13 protein-coding genes and 1 pseudogene are annotated in these 17,617 nt (G+C 44.0%); 5 read left to right on the top strand and 9 right to left on the bottom strand.

What is annotated here, in order from left to right; translation table 11 throughout:
- Positions 1–176 precede the first annotated feature (176 nt).
- The 7 genes from NSTC745_RS06340 to NSTC745_RS06310 form a co-directional block, all read right to left on the bottom strand.
- Positions 177–2,558: a phosphoketolase family protein gene (locus NSTC745_RS06340; protein ID WP_445636388.1), complete on the bottom strand. Its 2,382-nt coding sequence runs from the start codon at positions 2,556–2,558 to the stop codon at positions 177–179.
- 205 nt (positions 2,559–2,763) lie between these two features.
- Complete coding sequence (locus tag NSTC745_RS06335; protein WP_445632652.1) at positions 2,764–3,300, bottom strand: IS630 family transposase; 537 nt, start codon at positions 3,298–3,300, stop codon at positions 2,764–2,766.
- Between the two features lie 52 nt (positions 3,301–3,352).
- The gene (locus NSTC745_RS06330; protein ID WP_445632651.1) at positions 3,353–3,625 is read right to left on the bottom strand and encodes a winged helix-turn-helix domain-containing protein; all 273 of its coding nucleotides are present in this window, start codon (positions 3,623–3,625) and stop codon (positions 3,353–3,355) included.
- A 19-nt stretch (positions 3,626–3,644) separates the two neighbouring features.
- Positions 3,645–3,848 carry a hypothetical protein gene (locus NSTC745_RS06325; RefSeq protein WP_445632650.1) on the bottom strand — a complete coding sequence of 68 codons (204 nt, stop codon included), beginning with the start codon at positions 3,846–3,848 and terminating at the stop codon, positions 3,645–3,647.
- Positions 3,849–4,391: 543 nt separating this feature from the next.
- Positions 4,392–5,105: a Uma2 family endonuclease gene (locus NSTC745_RS06320; protein ID WP_445638544.1), complete on the bottom strand. Its 714-nt coding sequence runs from the start codon at positions 5,103–5,105 to the stop codon at positions 4,392–4,394.
- A 22-nt stretch (positions 5,106–5,127) separates the two neighbouring features.
- Positions 5,128–5,685 carry a ribosome maturation factor RimM gene (rimM, locus tag NSTC745_RS06315; RefSeq protein ID WP_445636387.1) on the bottom strand — a complete coding sequence of 186 codons (558 nt, stop codon included), beginning with the start codon at positions 5,683–5,685 and terminating at the stop codon, positions 5,128–5,130.
- A 160-nt stretch (positions 5,686–5,845) separates the two neighbouring features.
- The gene (locus NSTC745_RS06310; RefSeq protein WP_445636386.1) at positions 5,846–7,129 is read right to left on the bottom strand and encodes a valine--pyruvate transaminase; all 1,284 of its coding nucleotides are present in this window, start codon (positions 7,127–7,129) and stop codon (positions 5,846–5,848) included.
- A 348-nt stretch (positions 7,130–7,477) separates the two neighbouring features.
- Here NSTC745_RS06310 and NSTC745_RS06305 point away from each other — a divergent pair, with 348 nt between their 5' ends.
- Positions 7,478–8,587, top strand: a complete 1,110-nt coding sequence (locus tag NSTC745_RS06305) for an S-(hydroxymethyl)glutathione dehydrogenase/class III alcohol dehydrogenase (RefSeq protein ID WP_445638543.1) — start codon at positions 7,478–7,480, stop codon at positions 8,585–8,587.
- A gap of 202 nt (positions 8,588–8,789) precedes the next feature.
- Here NSTC745_RS06305 and NSTC745_RS06300 read toward each other — a convergent pair whose 3' ends face one another.
- The gene (locus NSTC745_RS06300) at positions 8,790–9,374 is read right to left on the bottom strand and encodes an Npun_F5749 family FMN-dependent PPOX-type flavoprotein (protein ID WP_445636385.1); all 585 of its coding nucleotides are present in this window, start codon (positions 9,372–9,374) and stop codon (positions 8,790–8,792) included.
- 170 nt (positions 9,375–9,544) lie between these two features.
- Here NSTC745_RS06300 and NSTC745_RS06295 point away from each other — a divergent pair, with 170 nt between their 5' ends.
- The 3 genes from NSTC745_RS06295 to NSTC745_RS06285 all read left to right on the top strand — a co-directional run bounded on the left by NSTC745_RS06295 (position 9,545) and on the right by NSTC745_RS06285 (position 13,885).
- The gene (locus NSTC745_RS06295) at positions 9,545–9,871 is read left to right on the top strand and encodes a hypothetical protein (RefSeq protein ID WP_445636384.1); all 327 of its coding nucleotides are present in this window, start codon (positions 9,545–9,547) and stop codon (positions 9,869–9,871) included.
- 1 nt (position 9,872) lies between these two features.
- Positions 9,873–13,523 (top strand): tetratricopeptide repeat protein, encoded by a 3,651-nt coding sequence (locus tag NSTC745_RS06290; RefSeq protein WP_445636383.1) that lies wholly within the window; start codon positions 9,873–9,875, stop codon positions 13,521–13,523.
- 146 nt (positions 13,524–13,669) lie between these two features.
- Complete coding sequence (locus NSTC745_RS06285; RefSeq protein WP_445636382.1) at positions 13,670–13,885, top strand: hypothetical protein; 216 nt, start codon at positions 13,670–13,672, stop codon at positions 13,883–13,885.
- 14 nt (positions 13,886–13,899) lie between these two features.
- On the opposite strand, the gene NSTC745_RS06280 is transcribed toward NSTC745_RS06285, so the two are convergent.
- Positions 13,900–14,619 carry a Uma2 family endonuclease gene (locus NSTC745_RS06280; RefSeq protein ID WP_445636381.1) on the bottom strand — a complete coding sequence of 240 codons (720 nt, stop codon included), beginning with the start codon at positions 14,617–14,619 and terminating at the stop codon, positions 13,900–13,902.
- Between the two features lie 341 nt (positions 14,620–14,960).
- Here NSTC745_RS06280 and nrdJ point away from each other — a divergent pair.
- Positions 14,961–17,548, top strand: a pseudogene (gene nrdJ / locus NSTC745_RS06275) (ribonucleoside-triphosphate reductase, adenosylcobalamin-dependent).
- Positions 17,549–17,617: the final 69 nt, after the last annotated feature.

Genomic DNA, 17,617 nt, shown 5'->3' with positions numbered 1-17,617 from the left:
ATTTAGTGTTTATACTGGGATATCTTAAAGTTTGTTTATAGGAAACCTAATCTATGAAGAGAGGGCGATCAATTTTGCGATTGACTTTTTTAATTACGAATTACGAATTTATATAAGTTATAAAAAAGGAGAAGCAGGGAGAAGAGTTGCTCCTCTGGTTTCTCCTTATTACCTCATTAATACGGCCACTTCCAGTCACGAATTTCCGGCATATCGTCGCCGTACTTCTCAATGTAGTGCTTATGTTCGATCAGTTTATCTCGCATTTGCTGTTTGACATAAGCTGCCTTAGATCCGAGTTTGGGAACGCGATCTATGACATCAATTACTAAATGGAAGCGATCGAGATCGTTGAGAACGACCATATCAAAAGGCGTGGTGGTAGTTCCCTCTTCCTTGTAACCGCGCACGTGCAAATTCTGGTGATTGGTTTGGCGGTAGGTTAAGCGATGAATTAGCCAGGGATAGCCATGAAACGCAAAGATGATCGGTTTATCTGTGGTGAAAAGTGTATCAAAGTCTTTTTCGCTCAAACCGTGGGGATGTTCGGTTTTTGGCTGTAGCGTCATCAAATCGACTACGTTGATTACCCGCACTTTTAAATCGGGGAAGTTCTGGCGCAAGATATCTACAGCTGCTAAGGTTTCTAAGGTAGGAATATCGCCAGCACAAGCCAGTACTACATCTGGTTCGCCGCCTTGGTCGTTGCTTGCCCAATCCCAAATGCCGATACCTTTGGTGCAGTGCTTGATAGCAGAATCGATGTCGAGGTATTGCAATGCTGGTTGCTTGCCGGCAACAATGACGTTGACATAGTTGCGGCTTCTCAAACAGTGGTCGGTTACTGATAGCAGAGTGTTGGCATCCGGGGGCAAATACACGCGAACGATTTCTGCTTTCTTGTTAACCACATGGTCAATAAAACCGGGGTCTTGGTGTGAGAAACCGTTGTGGTCTTGTCGCCAAACGTGGGAGGAAAGTAAGTAATTGAGGGAAGCAATTGGTCTGCGCCAAAGAATATGTCTGGTAGTTTTCAACCATTTGGCGTGTTGGTTGAACATAGAATCAACAATGTGGATGAAGGCTTCATAACAAGAGAAAAAGCCGTGGCGGCCTGTGAGGAGGTAGCCTTCTAACCATCCTTGACAATTAGTTTCGCTGAGAATTTCCATCACCCGACCATCGGGGGAAAGATGGTCATCTTCTGGGAGGATTTTGGCTACCCAAGTCCGGTTTGTGACTTCAAACACAGCATCCAGACGATTAGATACCGTTTCGTCGGGGCCGAAGATGCGGAAGTTGCGTTTGTCTTCGTTAAGTTGCACGATATCTCGTAGCAATCTACCAGCAACTTTGGTAGCTTCGGCTACTACTGTACCTGGTTCTGGAAGATCTACGGCATAGTCTCGAAAATCGGGCATCTTCAAGTCATGCAGCAGGATACCGCCGTTGGCATGGGGATTGTCACCCATGCGTCGCTGTCCTTTCGGGGCTAGTTCTGCTAGTTCGTCAATCAGCTTACCATTGCTGTCAAAGAGTTCTTCTGGTTTGTAACTCTTCATCCAATCTTCTAGGAGTTTCAGGTGTTCTGGCTGTTTGGATATGTTACCAAAGGGAACCTGATGCGATCGCCAATAATCTTCGGTTTTTTTGCCATCTACTTCCTTTGGCCCTGTCCAACCTTTGGGGGTTCGCATGATAATCATCGGCCACTGTGGACGTTCCGTGAAACCATGTACGCGGGCTTCTCTTTGGATATTTTGAATTTCGCCGATTACTGTATCTAGAGTTGCCGCCATTTGTTGGTGTACATCTGCGGGATCGTGACCTTGGACAAAGTATGGTTTGTAGCCGTAGCCTACAAATAAACTCTCCAATTCTTCCTGACTAATCCGCGATAATACTGTAGGATTGGCAATTTTATATCCATTCAGATGCAAAATCGGCAGTACCGCACCATCACGCGCTGGGTTGAGAAACTTGTTGGAGTGCCAGCTTGTGGCTAAAGCACCAGTTTCGGCTTCGCCGTCACCCACAACCGCAGCAACAATCAAGTCTGGATTGTCAAAGGCAGCACCGAAAGCATGGACGAGGGCATAACCCAGTTCTCCACCTTCGTGAATAGAACCAGGAGTTTCCGGGGCAACGTGGCTGGGAATACCACCAGGGAAAGAGAATTGTTTGAAGAGTTTCTGCATTCCCTCAGCATCTTGGGAGATGTTGTGGTAATACTCGCTGTAAGTACCTTCGAGATAAGTGTTGGCTACCAGTCCGGGCCCGCCATGACCAGGCCCGGCAATGTAGATTGTGTTGAGGTCATATTTGTTGATAACCCGATTCAGGTGAACGTAGATGAAGTTCAACCCTGGTGTTGTTCCCCAGTGACCCAAAAGCCTGGGTTTGACGTGTTCTATTTTTAGCGGTTCTCTTAGTAGCGGATTGTCGAGTAAATATATTTGCCCAACTGAAAGATAGTTCGCTGCACACCAGTAGGCATTAATCTTCCGTAATTCTTCGTCTGTTAAAGGCTTTGTTTGTGGAGTAGCTGCTAATGTCATTTCGACACTCCATTACAAAAGGATTTTGACCAGTTCATTAAGTATGCAATTTTACTTATCTGGAGTATGAAGGCCATCTTACCCATGACAAGTATTTCCAGAAGCGAGCTGCTAAAGATAGGGTTAGTTAGCACATAATACCTTTACTCACATCTAGAATAAGTCTAAATAACTATGGAATTTTGCTAGTAGTAATACCAATTCTTTATGAAGCTGCGCTAAATAAGGCTTCAAGAATAAAGTCGTAAGAAGTGAGAGAGGCAATCATCGAAGGTGTAATTTCTTTGAGGACATCAGTTAACTTGTGCTGTAGTTGTGTGAGAGTTTTACAATTTTCCCATTGGAGTTGAGATTTGAGAAATTCCCAAAACCGCTCAATTGGGTTGAGTTCAGGAGAGTGAGGAGGTTGAAAAATCGGGATAATGTTATCTGGGATATCGAGAGCTTTAGCTTTGTGGAAAGATCCTTGGTCGAACTGGATAACCGCAATATCATCACCAAGATCAGCAGATAGCAACTTCAAAAAGTGTTGAAAACAATCAGCATTCAGGTAGGGGAACTCATAGAAAAAGCTGTATCCACTTAGAGGTTCTACAACTCCGTATAAATAAAAATTTTCACGTTGCCATTGACTTAAGCCTACAGGTTTAACTCCTCTAGCTGTAATCAAACGTCCTGCAATTGTCTTTAATCCTAAACGTGTTTCATCCTGACCGGAGGCGGAGCGTCTCCGGCTCCGCACAAGTACCTCAATCGTTTCCCCGCTCCAAATTCCTCCTGCAAGAATTTGAATGCTAAAGGCAGTTTTTTTTAAAGTGAGATAGACTTTGTGGGTGTTGTTTGGTACTTTGAGGACGAGGCACTTTTAACTTCGCACCCAAACGCTGGCGAACAATTTCATAGACTGTTTTGTAGGCAAGTGAAACCCCTAATTCGCTCTTGAGCCATTGTTGAATTTGGCCATAGCTAGTAAACCCAGATGGCTCCTGTAACCGCTGTTCCAAGCGTTCTAAGTCTGAACCAATAATGCTCGGAGCTTTTCCGGGTGCATGTTTGACTTCAAGCAAGCCCCTTGTTCCTTGATCTTTATACTTCCTTACCCAACGAGTTATGGTTGCTACCAGAGCGTCCTAAACGTTCTGCAAGCGATCGCCTGCTGCTAACTTGACCACTCTTGAGCCAATAGAGCATTTGTAATCTTTCTTTACTGCTTGCCGTGGTGGCATGTTTGACAGCTTTCTCCAATTCTTCTTGGCTTTCTGAAATCTCAATTTGGAATGGACGACTCATCACAAAGTTACTCAATGCACCCATCTATAAGTTTGACCTAGTTTGGCGCATCTTCATACAGAATTGGTATAAGCTAGCAAGACTAGTTGAAAACTCCTGGTTTTTTAATATTAATTTTCAAATTCGTTTCATTTCTAGTAAAAATAGAAAATTTTCTTTTAAAGAATTATATTCTAATATTTTTAAAATATTTCTTTTGATGGATGTTTATAAGTAGAAGGACTAAATTAAACCCAGCTTGAAATTACCGGGTTTCGACTCCCTTCGACTCCTTTCTCTGCGAGACGCTACGCGTAGCTTGCTTCCCCGTAGGGGTACGACTCCGCTCAGGGCAAGTCGCTCAACCCTCTTTTAGCCAGGCTACTGAGCATTGAGCGGAGTCGAAATGCGCCTTATAAATAATTGTGTCCACCTACTTATAATCTTAATTATTTAAGAAATTGAAACCTTAATTATGCTATACGAGTCAGATTTAATTTTAGAAAAAATACTGAAAAATTTTTCCAAAATAAAATAATATTCCTATATTTAGCCAGTACAAATTTACGCTGAAATATTACCTGCTTGGAAAATTTGTTGAGCAGTTAAATTTAATTCTGTAAATGTTGGAGAATATATACGTTCTGTACCATTAAACTTGTTAATTTGATACTCATCTTCATCTAAAGAACAAATTAAGATTGTAGGTTGTTTTGGTTTACCAATAAACTCTCTACCTCCTAAGCCAGCATAATCAACAATCCAATATTCAGGAATTCCCATCTCTACCCTTCGGGAAGGGCTTTGCCCAACATAATCAGCGTATTTTTTGAGGTAATCATCACGCCAATTAGTGAGGCAGTGCGTTGGACGGGTTTCCCGGCTTGTTCGCCCTTGGCGTTCCCGCAGGGTAGCAACTGCCGTACTAACAACTTCAATAATTATAGGAATTGATACAGGTTGACTAACAGTAGATTCTTTTTTCCACAGCGGTTCGTTGATTAAATTAGGGCGATTCAACAACAATACATCTGGCGAGTAACCTGATTCATTTGCAGGTGGCTTGACTAATGCTGTCTTGGGTATGAAGTAGGGGAGATTTAAACGGATACATTCTCTAGTTAATTCAAAGGCTAAAAATTCTGTTACTTCTTCATGGTTTCCTACAGGTTGAGGCATTTTAATAATTATTCCGTTGTGCAATTCATAACGTTCGTTATCTGGTTTCCACTTGACAAATTCTGCAAAAGTTACGATTTTTGGCAAAGCTTGAGCAATTTTCCAGCATCCAAAATTTTAACTAATGATTAATTTCTAATAAACCATCTGGTGGTGTAATTTCAATGCGGCCTGTTTGCAAGTCTACCACTGGGGCGATCGCTTCTACAAAAGGAATCAAAACAGTATTTTGCTTTTTGTCAGCAGCATCAGATTTATGCAACTTTACTTCTAATAAATCATTGCCTGCGGGGATGACATCTACCACCGTACCGACGAGTTCCCCAGATGCTTGCATGAAGACTTCCAAGCCAATCAAATCGAGGACATGATATTCATTTTCGGCTAATTGGGGGCGATCGCTTGCTGGCACCATCAACTTACAACCGCGCAATTCCTCTGCCTGATTGCGATTTTGCACGCCAGCTAGCTTGATGACATATAAATTTTTGCCATCAAGATAACGTCCTGCCAATAATTCTATCGGTTGCGGTTCCGTCTCACCAGGACGCAACAACCAACGTTTTCCCGGCACTTCAAATCGTTCCGGAAAGTCCGAGTCAGGATAAACTCGTAACTCCCCAGATAATCCTTGGGCTGCGACAATCTTACCAATTTCTAACCAGTCATCATTAGTCATTAGTCATTAGTCATTAGTCATTAGTCATTAGTCGTTAGTCATTGGGTATGGGGCGGAGGGGCAGAGGGGCGGAGGGGCAGAGGAGAAAGAACTTGTACAACAACTCTCCTCTGCTCCCTTGCTCCCCTGCTCCCCTGCTCCCCTGCTCCCCACTCCCTCGTTACACACTCACTGCTGCACGTTGATAAGCTTCTTCGGCTACTTTGGCTAAACGTTGCATAGCAGTAACAATTTCTTCATCGCTACCGGTGAGGCTGATACGGAAGCATTGATGCTTGTGCGCCCACTCTTCCTGTAATCCAGGGAAGAAGGTACTTCCAGGGACAATAATTACACCTACTTGTTTGAGTTCTTGGTAAAATTCCCAGTCGGTGATGGGTAAATTTTCTAACCACAGCCAAGCAAAAATTGCTCCTTCACCGCGATGGAGAAACCAGGGTAAATTCTTAGGCATTGCTTGTTCTAAGCTGGTTTCTAAAACGGTAAACTTATTTTGGTAGAAAGGACGAATCACAGTTTGAGAAATTTCTACTAAAGCACCAGAATTGATTGCTAAGGCTGCGATCGCTTGACCGTAACGTGAAGAATGTAGGCTCGCGTTTGCCTGGAAACACTCTAGCACTTCAATCCACTTTTCATGCCCAATGGCAATACCAATTCTTTCTCCCGGTAATCCTGCTTTGGATAAACTCATGCAGTGGAGAATATTATCGCCAAACACCGGGGTCATTTCGGTAAAGTTCAATGACGGGAAGGGAGGCGCATAAGCCGAGTCAATTAGCACGGGTAAATTGTAAGGCGAGGCTAGGGCCGCAATCTTTTTCACTTCATCGTCGGTGAGGACGTTACCGGTGGGGTTACAGGGGCGAGAGAAGATGACACAACCAGTATTTTCACTAATCGTTAGTTGGCTGAAGTCTGGGCGATATTTAAATCTATGGGCTGGTGCATCGATATCGAGGGTAGGTTTGTAGGCGACTAAGGCTTTTGGTTCCAAACAGATACCGCCGTAACCGGTGTAGTCAGGGCTTAGGGGCAAAACGATTTGTTTTAACTCGCCACTGGTGGTATAGCCTCCAAATACGTTAGCAGCGTAGAAATACAGGGTTTGGCTACCGGGGGTGATAAAGATATTGCGATCGCTCAATTTTAACCCGTAGCGTTTATTAAAATCGTTGGCGATCGCTTCAATTAAAGGTGCATAGCCTTGGCTTGAGCCGTAGCGGCAAACTACCTCACCATATTCCGAACTAGCCAAAAGTTGTGCAGTGCAATCCCGCCACAACTGTTCTACCTCTGGTAAAATCAACGGGTTCCCAGCACTCAAATTAATAAACTGTTGCCCTGAACCGGCTCGTAATGTTTCGATAATATCCTTCATGATTGCTCGGACGCCAGTCAAGTTGGACATTTGGGCGCCAATTTGTGTTAGGGCAGGGTTCATACGCTTTGATAAAGTTTATTAATTGAGGGTGGACAAATTACTTGGGGTTTGCTGCTGACATCCAGTTTACATTGTTGCCAAAACAACTTTTTCCGCCTTTAACCAATCTAGCTAGAGAATGATATTTTTACAAAGTAATATTTGAGGGATTGGGGAGATCGGGCAGAGGGGCAGGGCAGGCAGGGAAAAGGTTAAAGGGAAAAGGGAAAAGGAATAAATTTAATCTTTCCCCCTTACCCCTTTCCCTTTCCCCATGACCTGTTTGCCCAATGACCAATGACTAATAACTAATGACTAATCCTCGATATAAACTCAAATAAGTTGATTGACAAACTGGGAGGGCTGACGTTGCAAGTTAAAGCAGCAGTAGCTTACAGCGCAGGTAAGCCGTTGACTATTGAAACGGTTGAACTATCTGGGCCGCAAGCAGGGGAAGTAGTAGTCGAGATTAAAGCCAGTGGGGTTTGTCATACCGACGCCTATACCCTTTCTGGTATAGATCCCGAAGGTTTATTTCCAGCAATTTTAGGACATGAAGGTGCTGGTGTGGTGGTTGAGGTAGGCGCTGGTGTCACCAGTCTCAAACCAGGCGATCGCGTGATTCCTTTATACACTCCTGAATGCCGTCAGTGCGAATATTGTTTGAGTTTCAAAACTAATCTCTGTCAAGCTATTCGCCAAACCCAAGCACGTGGCGTCATGCCCGATGGCACTAGTCGCTTTAGCATTGATGGGCAGATGATTCATCATTACATGGGTACATCTACTTTTGCTAACTATACGGTGCTGCCGGAAATTGCCTTAGCAAAAATTCGCGAAGATGCCCCGTTTGATAAGGTTTGTTACATTGGTTGTGGCGTAACTACTGGTATTGGAGCAGTCATTAATACAGCAAAGGTAGAACCTGGGGCAAATGTGGTGGTTTTTGGTTTGGGTGGTATTGGTTTAAATGTCATCCAAGGGGCGCGGATGGTAGGTGCAAATATGATTGTGGGGGTGGATATTAATCCCAGCAAACGCGCTTTAGCAGAAAAATTTGGTATGACGCACTTTGTTAATCCTCAGGAAGTAGAGGGCGATCTAGTTCCCTACTTGGTTGATTTAACAAAAGGTGGTGCTGATTACAGTTTTGAATGTATTGGTAATGTGAAAGTAATGCGTCAAGCATTAGAATGCTGCCATAAAGGTTGGGGCGTGAGTGTAATTATTGGTGTTGCTGGTGCTGGAGAGGAAATTAGTACTCGTCCTTTTCAATTAGTAACTGGAAGGGTTTGGAAAGGTACGGCATTCGGTGGTGCTAAAGGGCGTACAGATGTGCCAAAAATTGTTGATTGGTATATGGAAGGTAAGATAAATATTGATGATTTGATTACCCATGTAATGCCGATTGAGCAAATTAATGATGCTTTTGATTTGATGCACAAAGGTGAGTCAATTCGGAGTGTGGTGACTTTTTAACTGTTAGATTCAAAACTTTTCTTTGAAATAAATTAACTGTAGGGTAGCGCAGCTAGCTGTGTTACCCTACTATAATTACATGCTGGAAAATATTTTCAGCGATCGCTTTTATCCAGGTGAGACGACAACAAATGATTTACTGGAATAATAGCGAAGTCTCTTACATTCTATTTCTGCTAATAGACACGAATGCTGAAACTGTTTAAGGATTAATTTCTTCACAAAACCATTCTTGATTTTCATCGCAGTGATAGAACCTTCTATTCTGTGGTTCGCCCCGCAATTCTAAATGGTCTACCTGCACTGGATCGAGTAGCAGCAAACAAAAATTAGGTAGTGGTTGTAGGGGGTCGGGTGCTGGTGGCTCAAAAGCTTGTAATTCTCGTACTCTAGGTTTACCGGGATCGGGCCAAGCAAATTGTAAACGTGCCGCATCACTCAGTTCTTGCCAAATAGAAATGCGTGCTGGCTGTAAATCTTCGTGCGAATTATCATTACCTACCAGAGTTAAACAGCCAGCGAGACGGAATTGTTCTCTTGTATTAGGAAAGTACCAGCAAGCTTCCGCCCAAGGTTGTTGTTGTATTTGGTCGGCTTTGGCGCTACGGCTATCGGTGATAAATTTTAGCTGGTTGGTATCTTCGAGAAAGCCGCGAAAGACTACAGTCCGATTTGCGGGGCGATCGCTTGCTTGTATTGTTGCTAGTTGTAGGTAACGCGCATAAACAAGACTGCGGTTGCGGTGGAGGGCGTGGGCGATCGCACTTCGCCAAGGAGCAAGAGACATAATTAATTAAAAATTAAAAATGAAGAAAGTCAAATTCACTCTGGGTTTCCAGGTTTACCTCTGTATTTTAGACAATTGTTACAACACAAAGTAGATAACTTTGTAATCCTCTCTGCGCCTCTGCACCTCTGCGTGAGATAAAAATACTATATAAATTCCCAGATAACCCTATGGCACAAATTCAAATCGGAATCGAAGGCGAAGACGCACCAACAGCAGCCGAGGCTTTACTCGAAATTCCTGGAATATCGGGAAGCTACGAAGTACAAACCCAAAAAGAGGGGACTTTAGCGGCTATTGCAACCATTGTTGGCATTGTCGGTGGTGCTGTGGCTTTAGCTGAACAAATCCGCAAATGGTATCAAGAATGGCAAAAATCCCATCCAGGGAAGCAATTCGATGTAATTATCTACGATCCTGACACTGGCAGCCGGATTTTTCTCGAAGAAGCTACCATAGAGGAAATCACGGAAATCCTCAAATCTCTCAGCAAATAAAGTGCAAACTATCCGCATTCAACTTCGGGAAAGTACGCAGGAAACAGTTGAACTCAGGTATTGGCTACCTCAACAAAAGCACTATGAATCACATCGCCTGAAATTAGCAGAAATCGCTGATTTCCTCAAGCAAGGCGATCGCAATTATTATAATCTGCTGCCCAATTTACCAGGAATCGGGCAGCAGTTATTTTTTTGGTTGGATGGCGATGGACGGTGGTTGAGTCGGGGAATTGCTAACTGTCGCGGTGAAGGGTTGGTAATTGCCATTGATACTGGGAAACGACTGGCACATCTACCTTGGGAAGTGTTGCATGATGGTGAGGATTTTTTGGTGAAGCGGGTTAATCCAGTGGTGTTACCTCTGCGCTGGATTGAAAAAGAAACCGAACCGTTTGCTGTGGAAGCACGACAATTGCGAGTATTGTTTATGGCAACCGACCCGGAAGATGTGGAACCAAAGTTAGAGTTTGAACAGGAAGAAGCGAGAATTCTGGCTGATACGCGAGATTTTGCTGTAGATTTGCGGGTGGAAGAAAGCGGTTGCGTTAGCGAATTGGGTAAGGTGTGGAGTCGCTATCTTGATGACTTTGATGTGTTTCACCTCACAGGACACGCGTCAATTACTCCTGCTGAAGTGGAAAAGAACCCCACCCCCAACCCCTCCCCGCAAGCGAGGAGGGGAGAAGATTTAGAGGCGAATACGCCTTACTTTATTACTGAGACGGAAATCGGGGAACGTCACGAAACCACAGCCGCAGAACTGGCGGAAGTCTTCCGGTTTCGCTTTCCCAAGTTGGTGTTTTTGTCTGGGTGTCGGACTGGACAAGCACCAGACAAAGGGGCTGTCCCTTCTATGGCTGAGGCGCTAATTGCCCAAGGGGCGATCGCGGTTTTAAGTTGGGGGCGGCCTGTGCAAGATACCACAGCCACAGCCGCCGCCGCGCACCTCTACGGCAAATTGGCCGCGGGATATGAATTAGCCCAAGCACTCGCTAGCACTTACCAGCAGTTGTTTAAACAGAAGGTGCGTGACTGGCATTTGTTACGGTTATATGTCCAGGGAGAATGTCCGGGTGCGTTGGTGGATGTGTTGGGAGATGTGCCACCCTCAGCGCCGGAACCTGCTTACGAACAGTTTTTAGACCCCGATACCCAACAGGTGCGGGTGGCGAAACCCTCTGAGTTTGTTGGGAGACGGCGGACTTTGCAACGTTGTCTCAAAGCTATTCGCACTTCATTAGGGGTACTAATTCACGGACTGGGGGGTGTGGGTAAGAGTACTGTGACGGCGCGACTTCTGGAAAGGATGGTTGGCTATCACAGGCTGGTGATTTTTCGGCAACTGGATGAGGACAAACTGCTCAAAACCCTTGCCGAACAATGTACCTCGGAACGGGGGCATGAAATTCTCAATGGCAAGTTACCGTTGATGCAGCGCCTCACCAAGTTTTTCACTGAAGGACTGAATACCAAAGAACAGCGTTTCGTGTTTGTGCTGGATGACTTTGAGGCAAATTTGGAATTACAAAATGGGGTTTATGTCTTGCAACCACAAGTTGTGGATGTACTGCTGGCGTTGCTGAAGGCGATGCAAAATTCCCAACTTCCCCACAAGGTAATTATTACCTGTCGCTACAATTTCACACTGTCGGAACTGAATCATCGTTTGTACCGCGAACCTCTGGGGGCTTTGGCTGGGGCAGATTTAATTAAAAAGTATAATCGTCTGGATTCGTTTAATGGCAGTTGGCAATTTCAGCCAGATTTACCGGAACGTGCCAAAAAAGCAGCAGGTGGAAATCCTCGGCTGTTGGAATGGTTAGATAAGATTTTGCAAAATTCCCAGAACTGGCCGGAAGCGGAGAGGGGAATTGAGATGATTCTGCAAAAGATGGAGGAGAAAGAAAAGGAATTTCGTGAGAATATCTTGGCTGAAGAATTGCTAAAGCAGCAAACTCCAGCTTTGCGTCAAATGCTGGGGAAGTTGTTGGTGTATGAGTTACCTGTGCCTCTAGCTGCGATTTCCCCGATTTGTGAGGATATCTCTAATTGGGAAAATTATATTCAACGCGCGGAAATTTTGGGTTTGTTGGAAGTGACGCTGACTAATAATAAAGAGAGGTTGTATCGTGTTCCCCGGATTTTGTCACCGTTGCTAGAGTTTCCAGAAAACCCCAAGGGTGAAGAGTTGTATAAACAAGCTGCACAAATTTTGTATCGCCTGTGGTGGGAAGAGGCGGAAAGTTTTACGGAAGCACAAAAGTTAGAAATTCATCGGTTGGCGTTGTTGGGGAAGGATGAAGAAATCGCGGCAGAAATAGCCTTCTCTTTAGCAAATAGCTGGAAAAATCAAAGTCGATTTCGGGAATCAGTGCAACTCTGCAAATCTACCTTGGAACTCACTCCAGACTACCGCGTTTTACATGAAATAGCTCGCTCTCAAGAACAACTCGGCGAACTTGAACAAGCACAGCAGTATTATCAGCAAGCGCTTGAATTTTGTTTGGAAACAGACGAAAAACAAAAAGCTGGAATAATTCATAACCTGGCAATTATCTACGCTAACAAAGGGGAAGTGGATGAAGCGATCGCACTCTACAATCAATCTTTGGAAATAAATGAACGCATTAGTAATGTCCAAGGCAAAGCGGCAACGTTGCACCAACTGGCAATTCTCCACGCTAACAAAGGGGAAGTGGATGAAGCGATCACACTCTACAATCAGTCTTTGGAAATAAAACAACTCATTGATAATGTCCAAGGTCAAGCGGCGACGTTGCACTGTCTGGGAATTCTTTACGCCGACAAAGGAGAAGTGGATGAAGCGATCGCACTCTACAATCAGTCTTTGGAAATAAAACAACGCATTGGTGATGTCCAAGGCAAAGCGGCGACGTTGCAATGTCTGGGAAATATCTACGCCGACAAAGGAGAAGTGGATGAAGCGATCGCACTCTATAATCAGTCTTTGGAAATAAATGAACGCATTGGTAATGTCCAAGGCAAAGCGACGACCTTGCACGAACTGGGACATATCTACGCCAACAAAGGGAAAGTGGATGAAGCGATCGCACTTTTCAATCAGTCTTTGGAAATATTTGAACGCATTGGTTATGTCAAAAGCCAAGCAGATGCCTTGCATAACCTAGCAAATATCTATGCCAAGAAAGGGGAAGTAGAAGAAGCCATCGCACTCTACAATCAGTCTTTAGAAATAACTCAACGCATTGGTAATCTCCAAGGCAAAGCAGCAACGTTGTACTGTCTGGGACATATCTATGCCAAGAAAGGGGAAGTAGAAGAAGCCATCGCACTCTACAATCAGTCTTTGGAAATAGATGAACGCATTGGAAATGTCCAAGGCATAGCAGGGACGTTGCACGAACTGGGAATTCTCTACGCCAACAAAGGGGAAGTGGATGAAGCGATCGCACTTTTCAATCAGTCTTTGGAAATAACTGAACGCATTGATGATGTCCAAGGTAAAGCAATGACTCTGTGGTGGTTAGGAAATTTGGCAGAACAGCAGGGTGAATACACTAAAGCGATATCCTATTTGCAACCAGCTTTAGAGATTTTGCAAAAGTTAAAATCCCCCGATGCTGAACGGGTACAGGCAATGCTGGAGAGAATAATTTGTAATTCGTAATTCGTAATTCGTAATTACAGCACTGAAAGTTTTTTGTTTCACGCAGAGGCGCAGAGGCGCAAAGAAGAAGGCAAGAGTGTGATTTAGGTAAATGAAAACTGCTGTAATGAGTCTTGGATACTCATGAATGAGTCTTTGATATTCGCGTGAGAGTCTTTGATATTCGTCGGCGAGTCTTTGATACTCGCGCGAGAGTCTTTGATACTCGTCGGCGAGTCTTTGATACTCGCGCGAGAGTCTTTAATACTCGTCGGCGAGTCTTTGATACTCGCGCGAGAGTCTTTGATACTCGTCGGCGAGTCTTTGAGATTCGCGCGAGAGTCTTTGATACTCGTCGGCGAGTCTTTGATATTGGTGAATGAGTGTTTACAGCAATTCAGGTGAGAGAATCAGGATCTACGCCGAGCGATCTTAATCTTTCCGCTAATAATTGGGCGCGTTGCTGTGCTTGCTGCGCTTCTTGTTTAGCTTGCTGTGCTTCTTGTTGAGCAAGTTTTTTGTCTTCTTCTGGTGTTAAAAACCGTTGTCCTTCTTGGTGATACCAATACATCCACTCTCGTGGAATGCCTAGATAAGTCCCCTGTTCTATGCCAATTCCTAAACCAATCTCTGGTAGCCAAACAGGATTACCATCTTGAAATTCATAAACATTATTCACTAATTTGTAAACTTCTAAACGAGGCTTGCGGCGACGAAATGGGTTGTAAACCACATAATACAAAATACCTAATCTGGCGTACTCTGCTTTTTTGGTGGAGTATTCACCGCGATATGTCTGAGATACTACCTCTAGCACTAATACTGGTAGTTTCTTTTCTTCCCAAAGCACGTAACTAGGGCGGAGGTTTTGATCATAAAATCGCTCTACGCCCAAACTCAAAAACCCATCTGGTACTATCGCTGGCAAATCTGGGTCATAATAAATACCCATATCTACGCCAAAAAACCAATCCATGCGTTCTGGCCAAGCCATTGCCAAAAGCGCTTTCAGTAAACCGGGAATCAAATCTTGTAATTCATTATCCACAGGGGTATCGTCAGAGTCAGGTAGTTCCTCTGATGAAGGCAAACAAGCTAATGGATTGTAATTTAGCATGATTGATTTCCCGTTCCTCTGTTATGAGTACATCTTTATTTTATAAATGAATTTTGATAGCAATTTAAGTGAGAGAATTAGGATCTACACCCAGCGATCGCAAGCTTTTATAAGTGACAATCAGCTTCAAGATTGAGAGAAAATCTACTTATAAAATATTTGTGATAATTAAAACATAGCAAAATAACTTTACTTAGGAGTGGTGAATATTATATATCATGAAGTTCTGTTGCAATTAGTAGGGCGTAGCGCTAGCGTAAAGTGGACAATTTGACAATCTTTAATCCTGAATCTACTTGGCGTATAGTCATAATCTGTTCGCACGCAACAAGACTTGATTTATGGTTCAAAAGCTTGAAAGAAAACGCCAGAGCGCAGGGTTTCCAGAGACTGCCCCTGCTGCTAATCCTGTATTTTTTAGAACCTATAGCCGCCGTACTAAGGCAGGGTTGAGGGAAACATGGGATGAGGTATGCGATCGCACTTTACAAGGTTTAATCGAGTTGGGAAAACTCGCAAGAGAAGAAGTTGCCATATTAGATCGGATGCAGCGCAATCTGAAAGCCATGCCCAGTGGACGCTGGTTATGGGTTGGCGGTACTGACTGGATTAGAAAACCAAAGAATTTTTCCGGCGCTTACAATTGCACTTCCACCAACCTAGAAAACTGGAGTGCTTTCGGGTTAATGATGGATTTGGCAATGATGGGCTGCGGTACTGGAGCCGTCTTAGAACCACAATATATTAACCAGTTGCCACCCATCCGTAACCACTTGAACGTCACCGTACAAGGTGAAATTGGTAGTACTGTTAAAATTCAGCGTCGTGAATATACACAAACACATATAGAAGGTAACAAGGTTACTATCTACGTTGGAGATAGCCGGGAAGGTTGGGTTGAATCATATCAAACCCTATTAGAACTCTCCACTAACGAACGTTTTTCGGGAGATGTTGAAGTATTAGTTGATATCAGCGATGTCCGCAAAGCAGGAGAAACTCTCAACGGCTTTGGTGGAGTTGCGAATCCTGTGAAATTGCCCGGACTTTATCAGCGTTGTGCATCTATCCTAAATAAAGCCAAAGGACGACAATTAACTTCAGTTGAATGCTGTCTATTAATCGATCAAGCCGCTGTAACAATTGTTGCAGGCAACATTAGGCGGTCAGCTGGTATGAGGCAAGGTTCTAGCGAAGATAGTTTGTTCGCGGATGCCAAAGATAATTTATGGCAACAGGATGCAGATGGCAACTGGCGAATCGATCCAGAACGTGATGCTTTGAGAATGGCAAATCATACCAGAGTTTTTCACCGCAAGCCGACATTAGAAGAATGTATTGGTGCTGTTCAAAAGCAATATTATAGTGGCGAAGGTGCGATTCAATGGGCGGGTGAAGCTGTAGCCAGAGCAAATATAGATTTGTTGCCAACACAAGCATTAAAAGTTGATTTTTTGAATGCTTACAACCAAGGAACAGCAAAGCAATGGCTAGAAGAACGCTATCCTCAACTTGATGCTAATGAGCTAGAACATCGTTTGGCTCGCTATGGGCTAAATCCGTGTGGTAATTGATTTTGCCTCACGTTAAAAACCTCGCAAAAACGGGGAAAGCTGAGATGCTAATCCCGTGGTAATCAAAGGAAGTAATAAGCCTTTGACACCGTACAGCGTAGAGAGTGAAACTAGATTACACCGAAAATAGGCATCTAGAATATAATCTTTCCAAGAGTGCGGGGGCAGATGTGAAAAATACTTTTATTCTTAAAGTCACATTTGCAAAATGTACGCGGAGCTACTGCAAATCATCAAGCAGTAGAACTAGAGGATAAAAAGCCTTTAGGATAACAAAATTGGAAATCATCGGCTCTAATTTTCACTGTAATTTATCTGAGGTTCATCTCAATCAAATTGACCCATTTAACTATAAAGAACAAGAGGAGGCTTTTACCGCCGGAGCGTTATCTGTAGCAGCACTTTTAAATCACAAATTCCAAGAACCACGTTATCAATACAGCCGTGAATTAGACCCAATTGTGGGAGTTTCTTTTACAGGTTTATTTGATTTCTTCGTTCATGCTTTTGGCGTTGATTGGCTGCGCTGGTGGGAAGCAGGAAGACCTGCAACGCCCCAAGGATTAGCTTTTAAGCGGGAGGAGGAGAAATATTTAAGTTTTTGGAAAGATACGGTGCATAGAGTTGTTTGGGATTATTGCGATCGCCACAATCTCAAACGCCCAAATCGCTGCACTACAGTCCAACCTAGCGGCACCAAAGCTTTATTAACTAATGCTAGTTCCGGATGGCATCCCCCCAAAGCCCAAAGATTTATTCGCCGCATTACCTTTGGAAAAAATGACCCGGTAGCTTTAGCTTGTATTGACTACGGTTACAATGTCATTCCTTCGCAATCAGACAAAGACGAACACGGTAATTTACTCAACGATCCTTTCGATCCACGCGTCAGCGAATGGTTAGTAGAAATTCCCGTTGCTGTATCTTGGGCTGATTTACCTGGGGCTGATGAAATTGATGTTTCTAAGTTTTCGGTGTTAGCGCAATTTGATTTTGTCCTCCAGGTTCAGCGCCACTATGTGAGTCACAACACATCAGCAACTTTAGAACTGCGCTCTGATGAAGTTGAAAGCTTGGGACAGCGGATTTACGATAGCATTCAAAATGATGAAGGATATATTTCCGCAGCTCTTTTAGCTCGGTTTGACGATTTGCAATCCTTCCCACGTTTGCCGTTTGAACCAATAGATAAAGCAACCTGCGATCGCTTAACCCAAGAAGTTAAAGCACGCCGCAAAACAGATGATTTCTGTGCAGCACTAAGCCGCTACGATTTAGGCGAAATGTCGGAAGCTGGCCCTAGTGGTTGTGACTCGGATAAATGTATGTTTCCCGAACAGGAACCAAGCTCATAGGGGAGCAGGGGGGGTAGGGGAGGTAGGGGAGGCAGGGGAGCAGGGGAGCAGGGGAGAGTTGTTGTACAA

The organism is Nostoc sp. DSM 114161 (genome assembly GCF_052692665.1).
The sequence above is the reverse complement of the archived record's forward strand: the minus strand, read 5'-3'. Positions and strand labels throughout refer to the sequence as shown.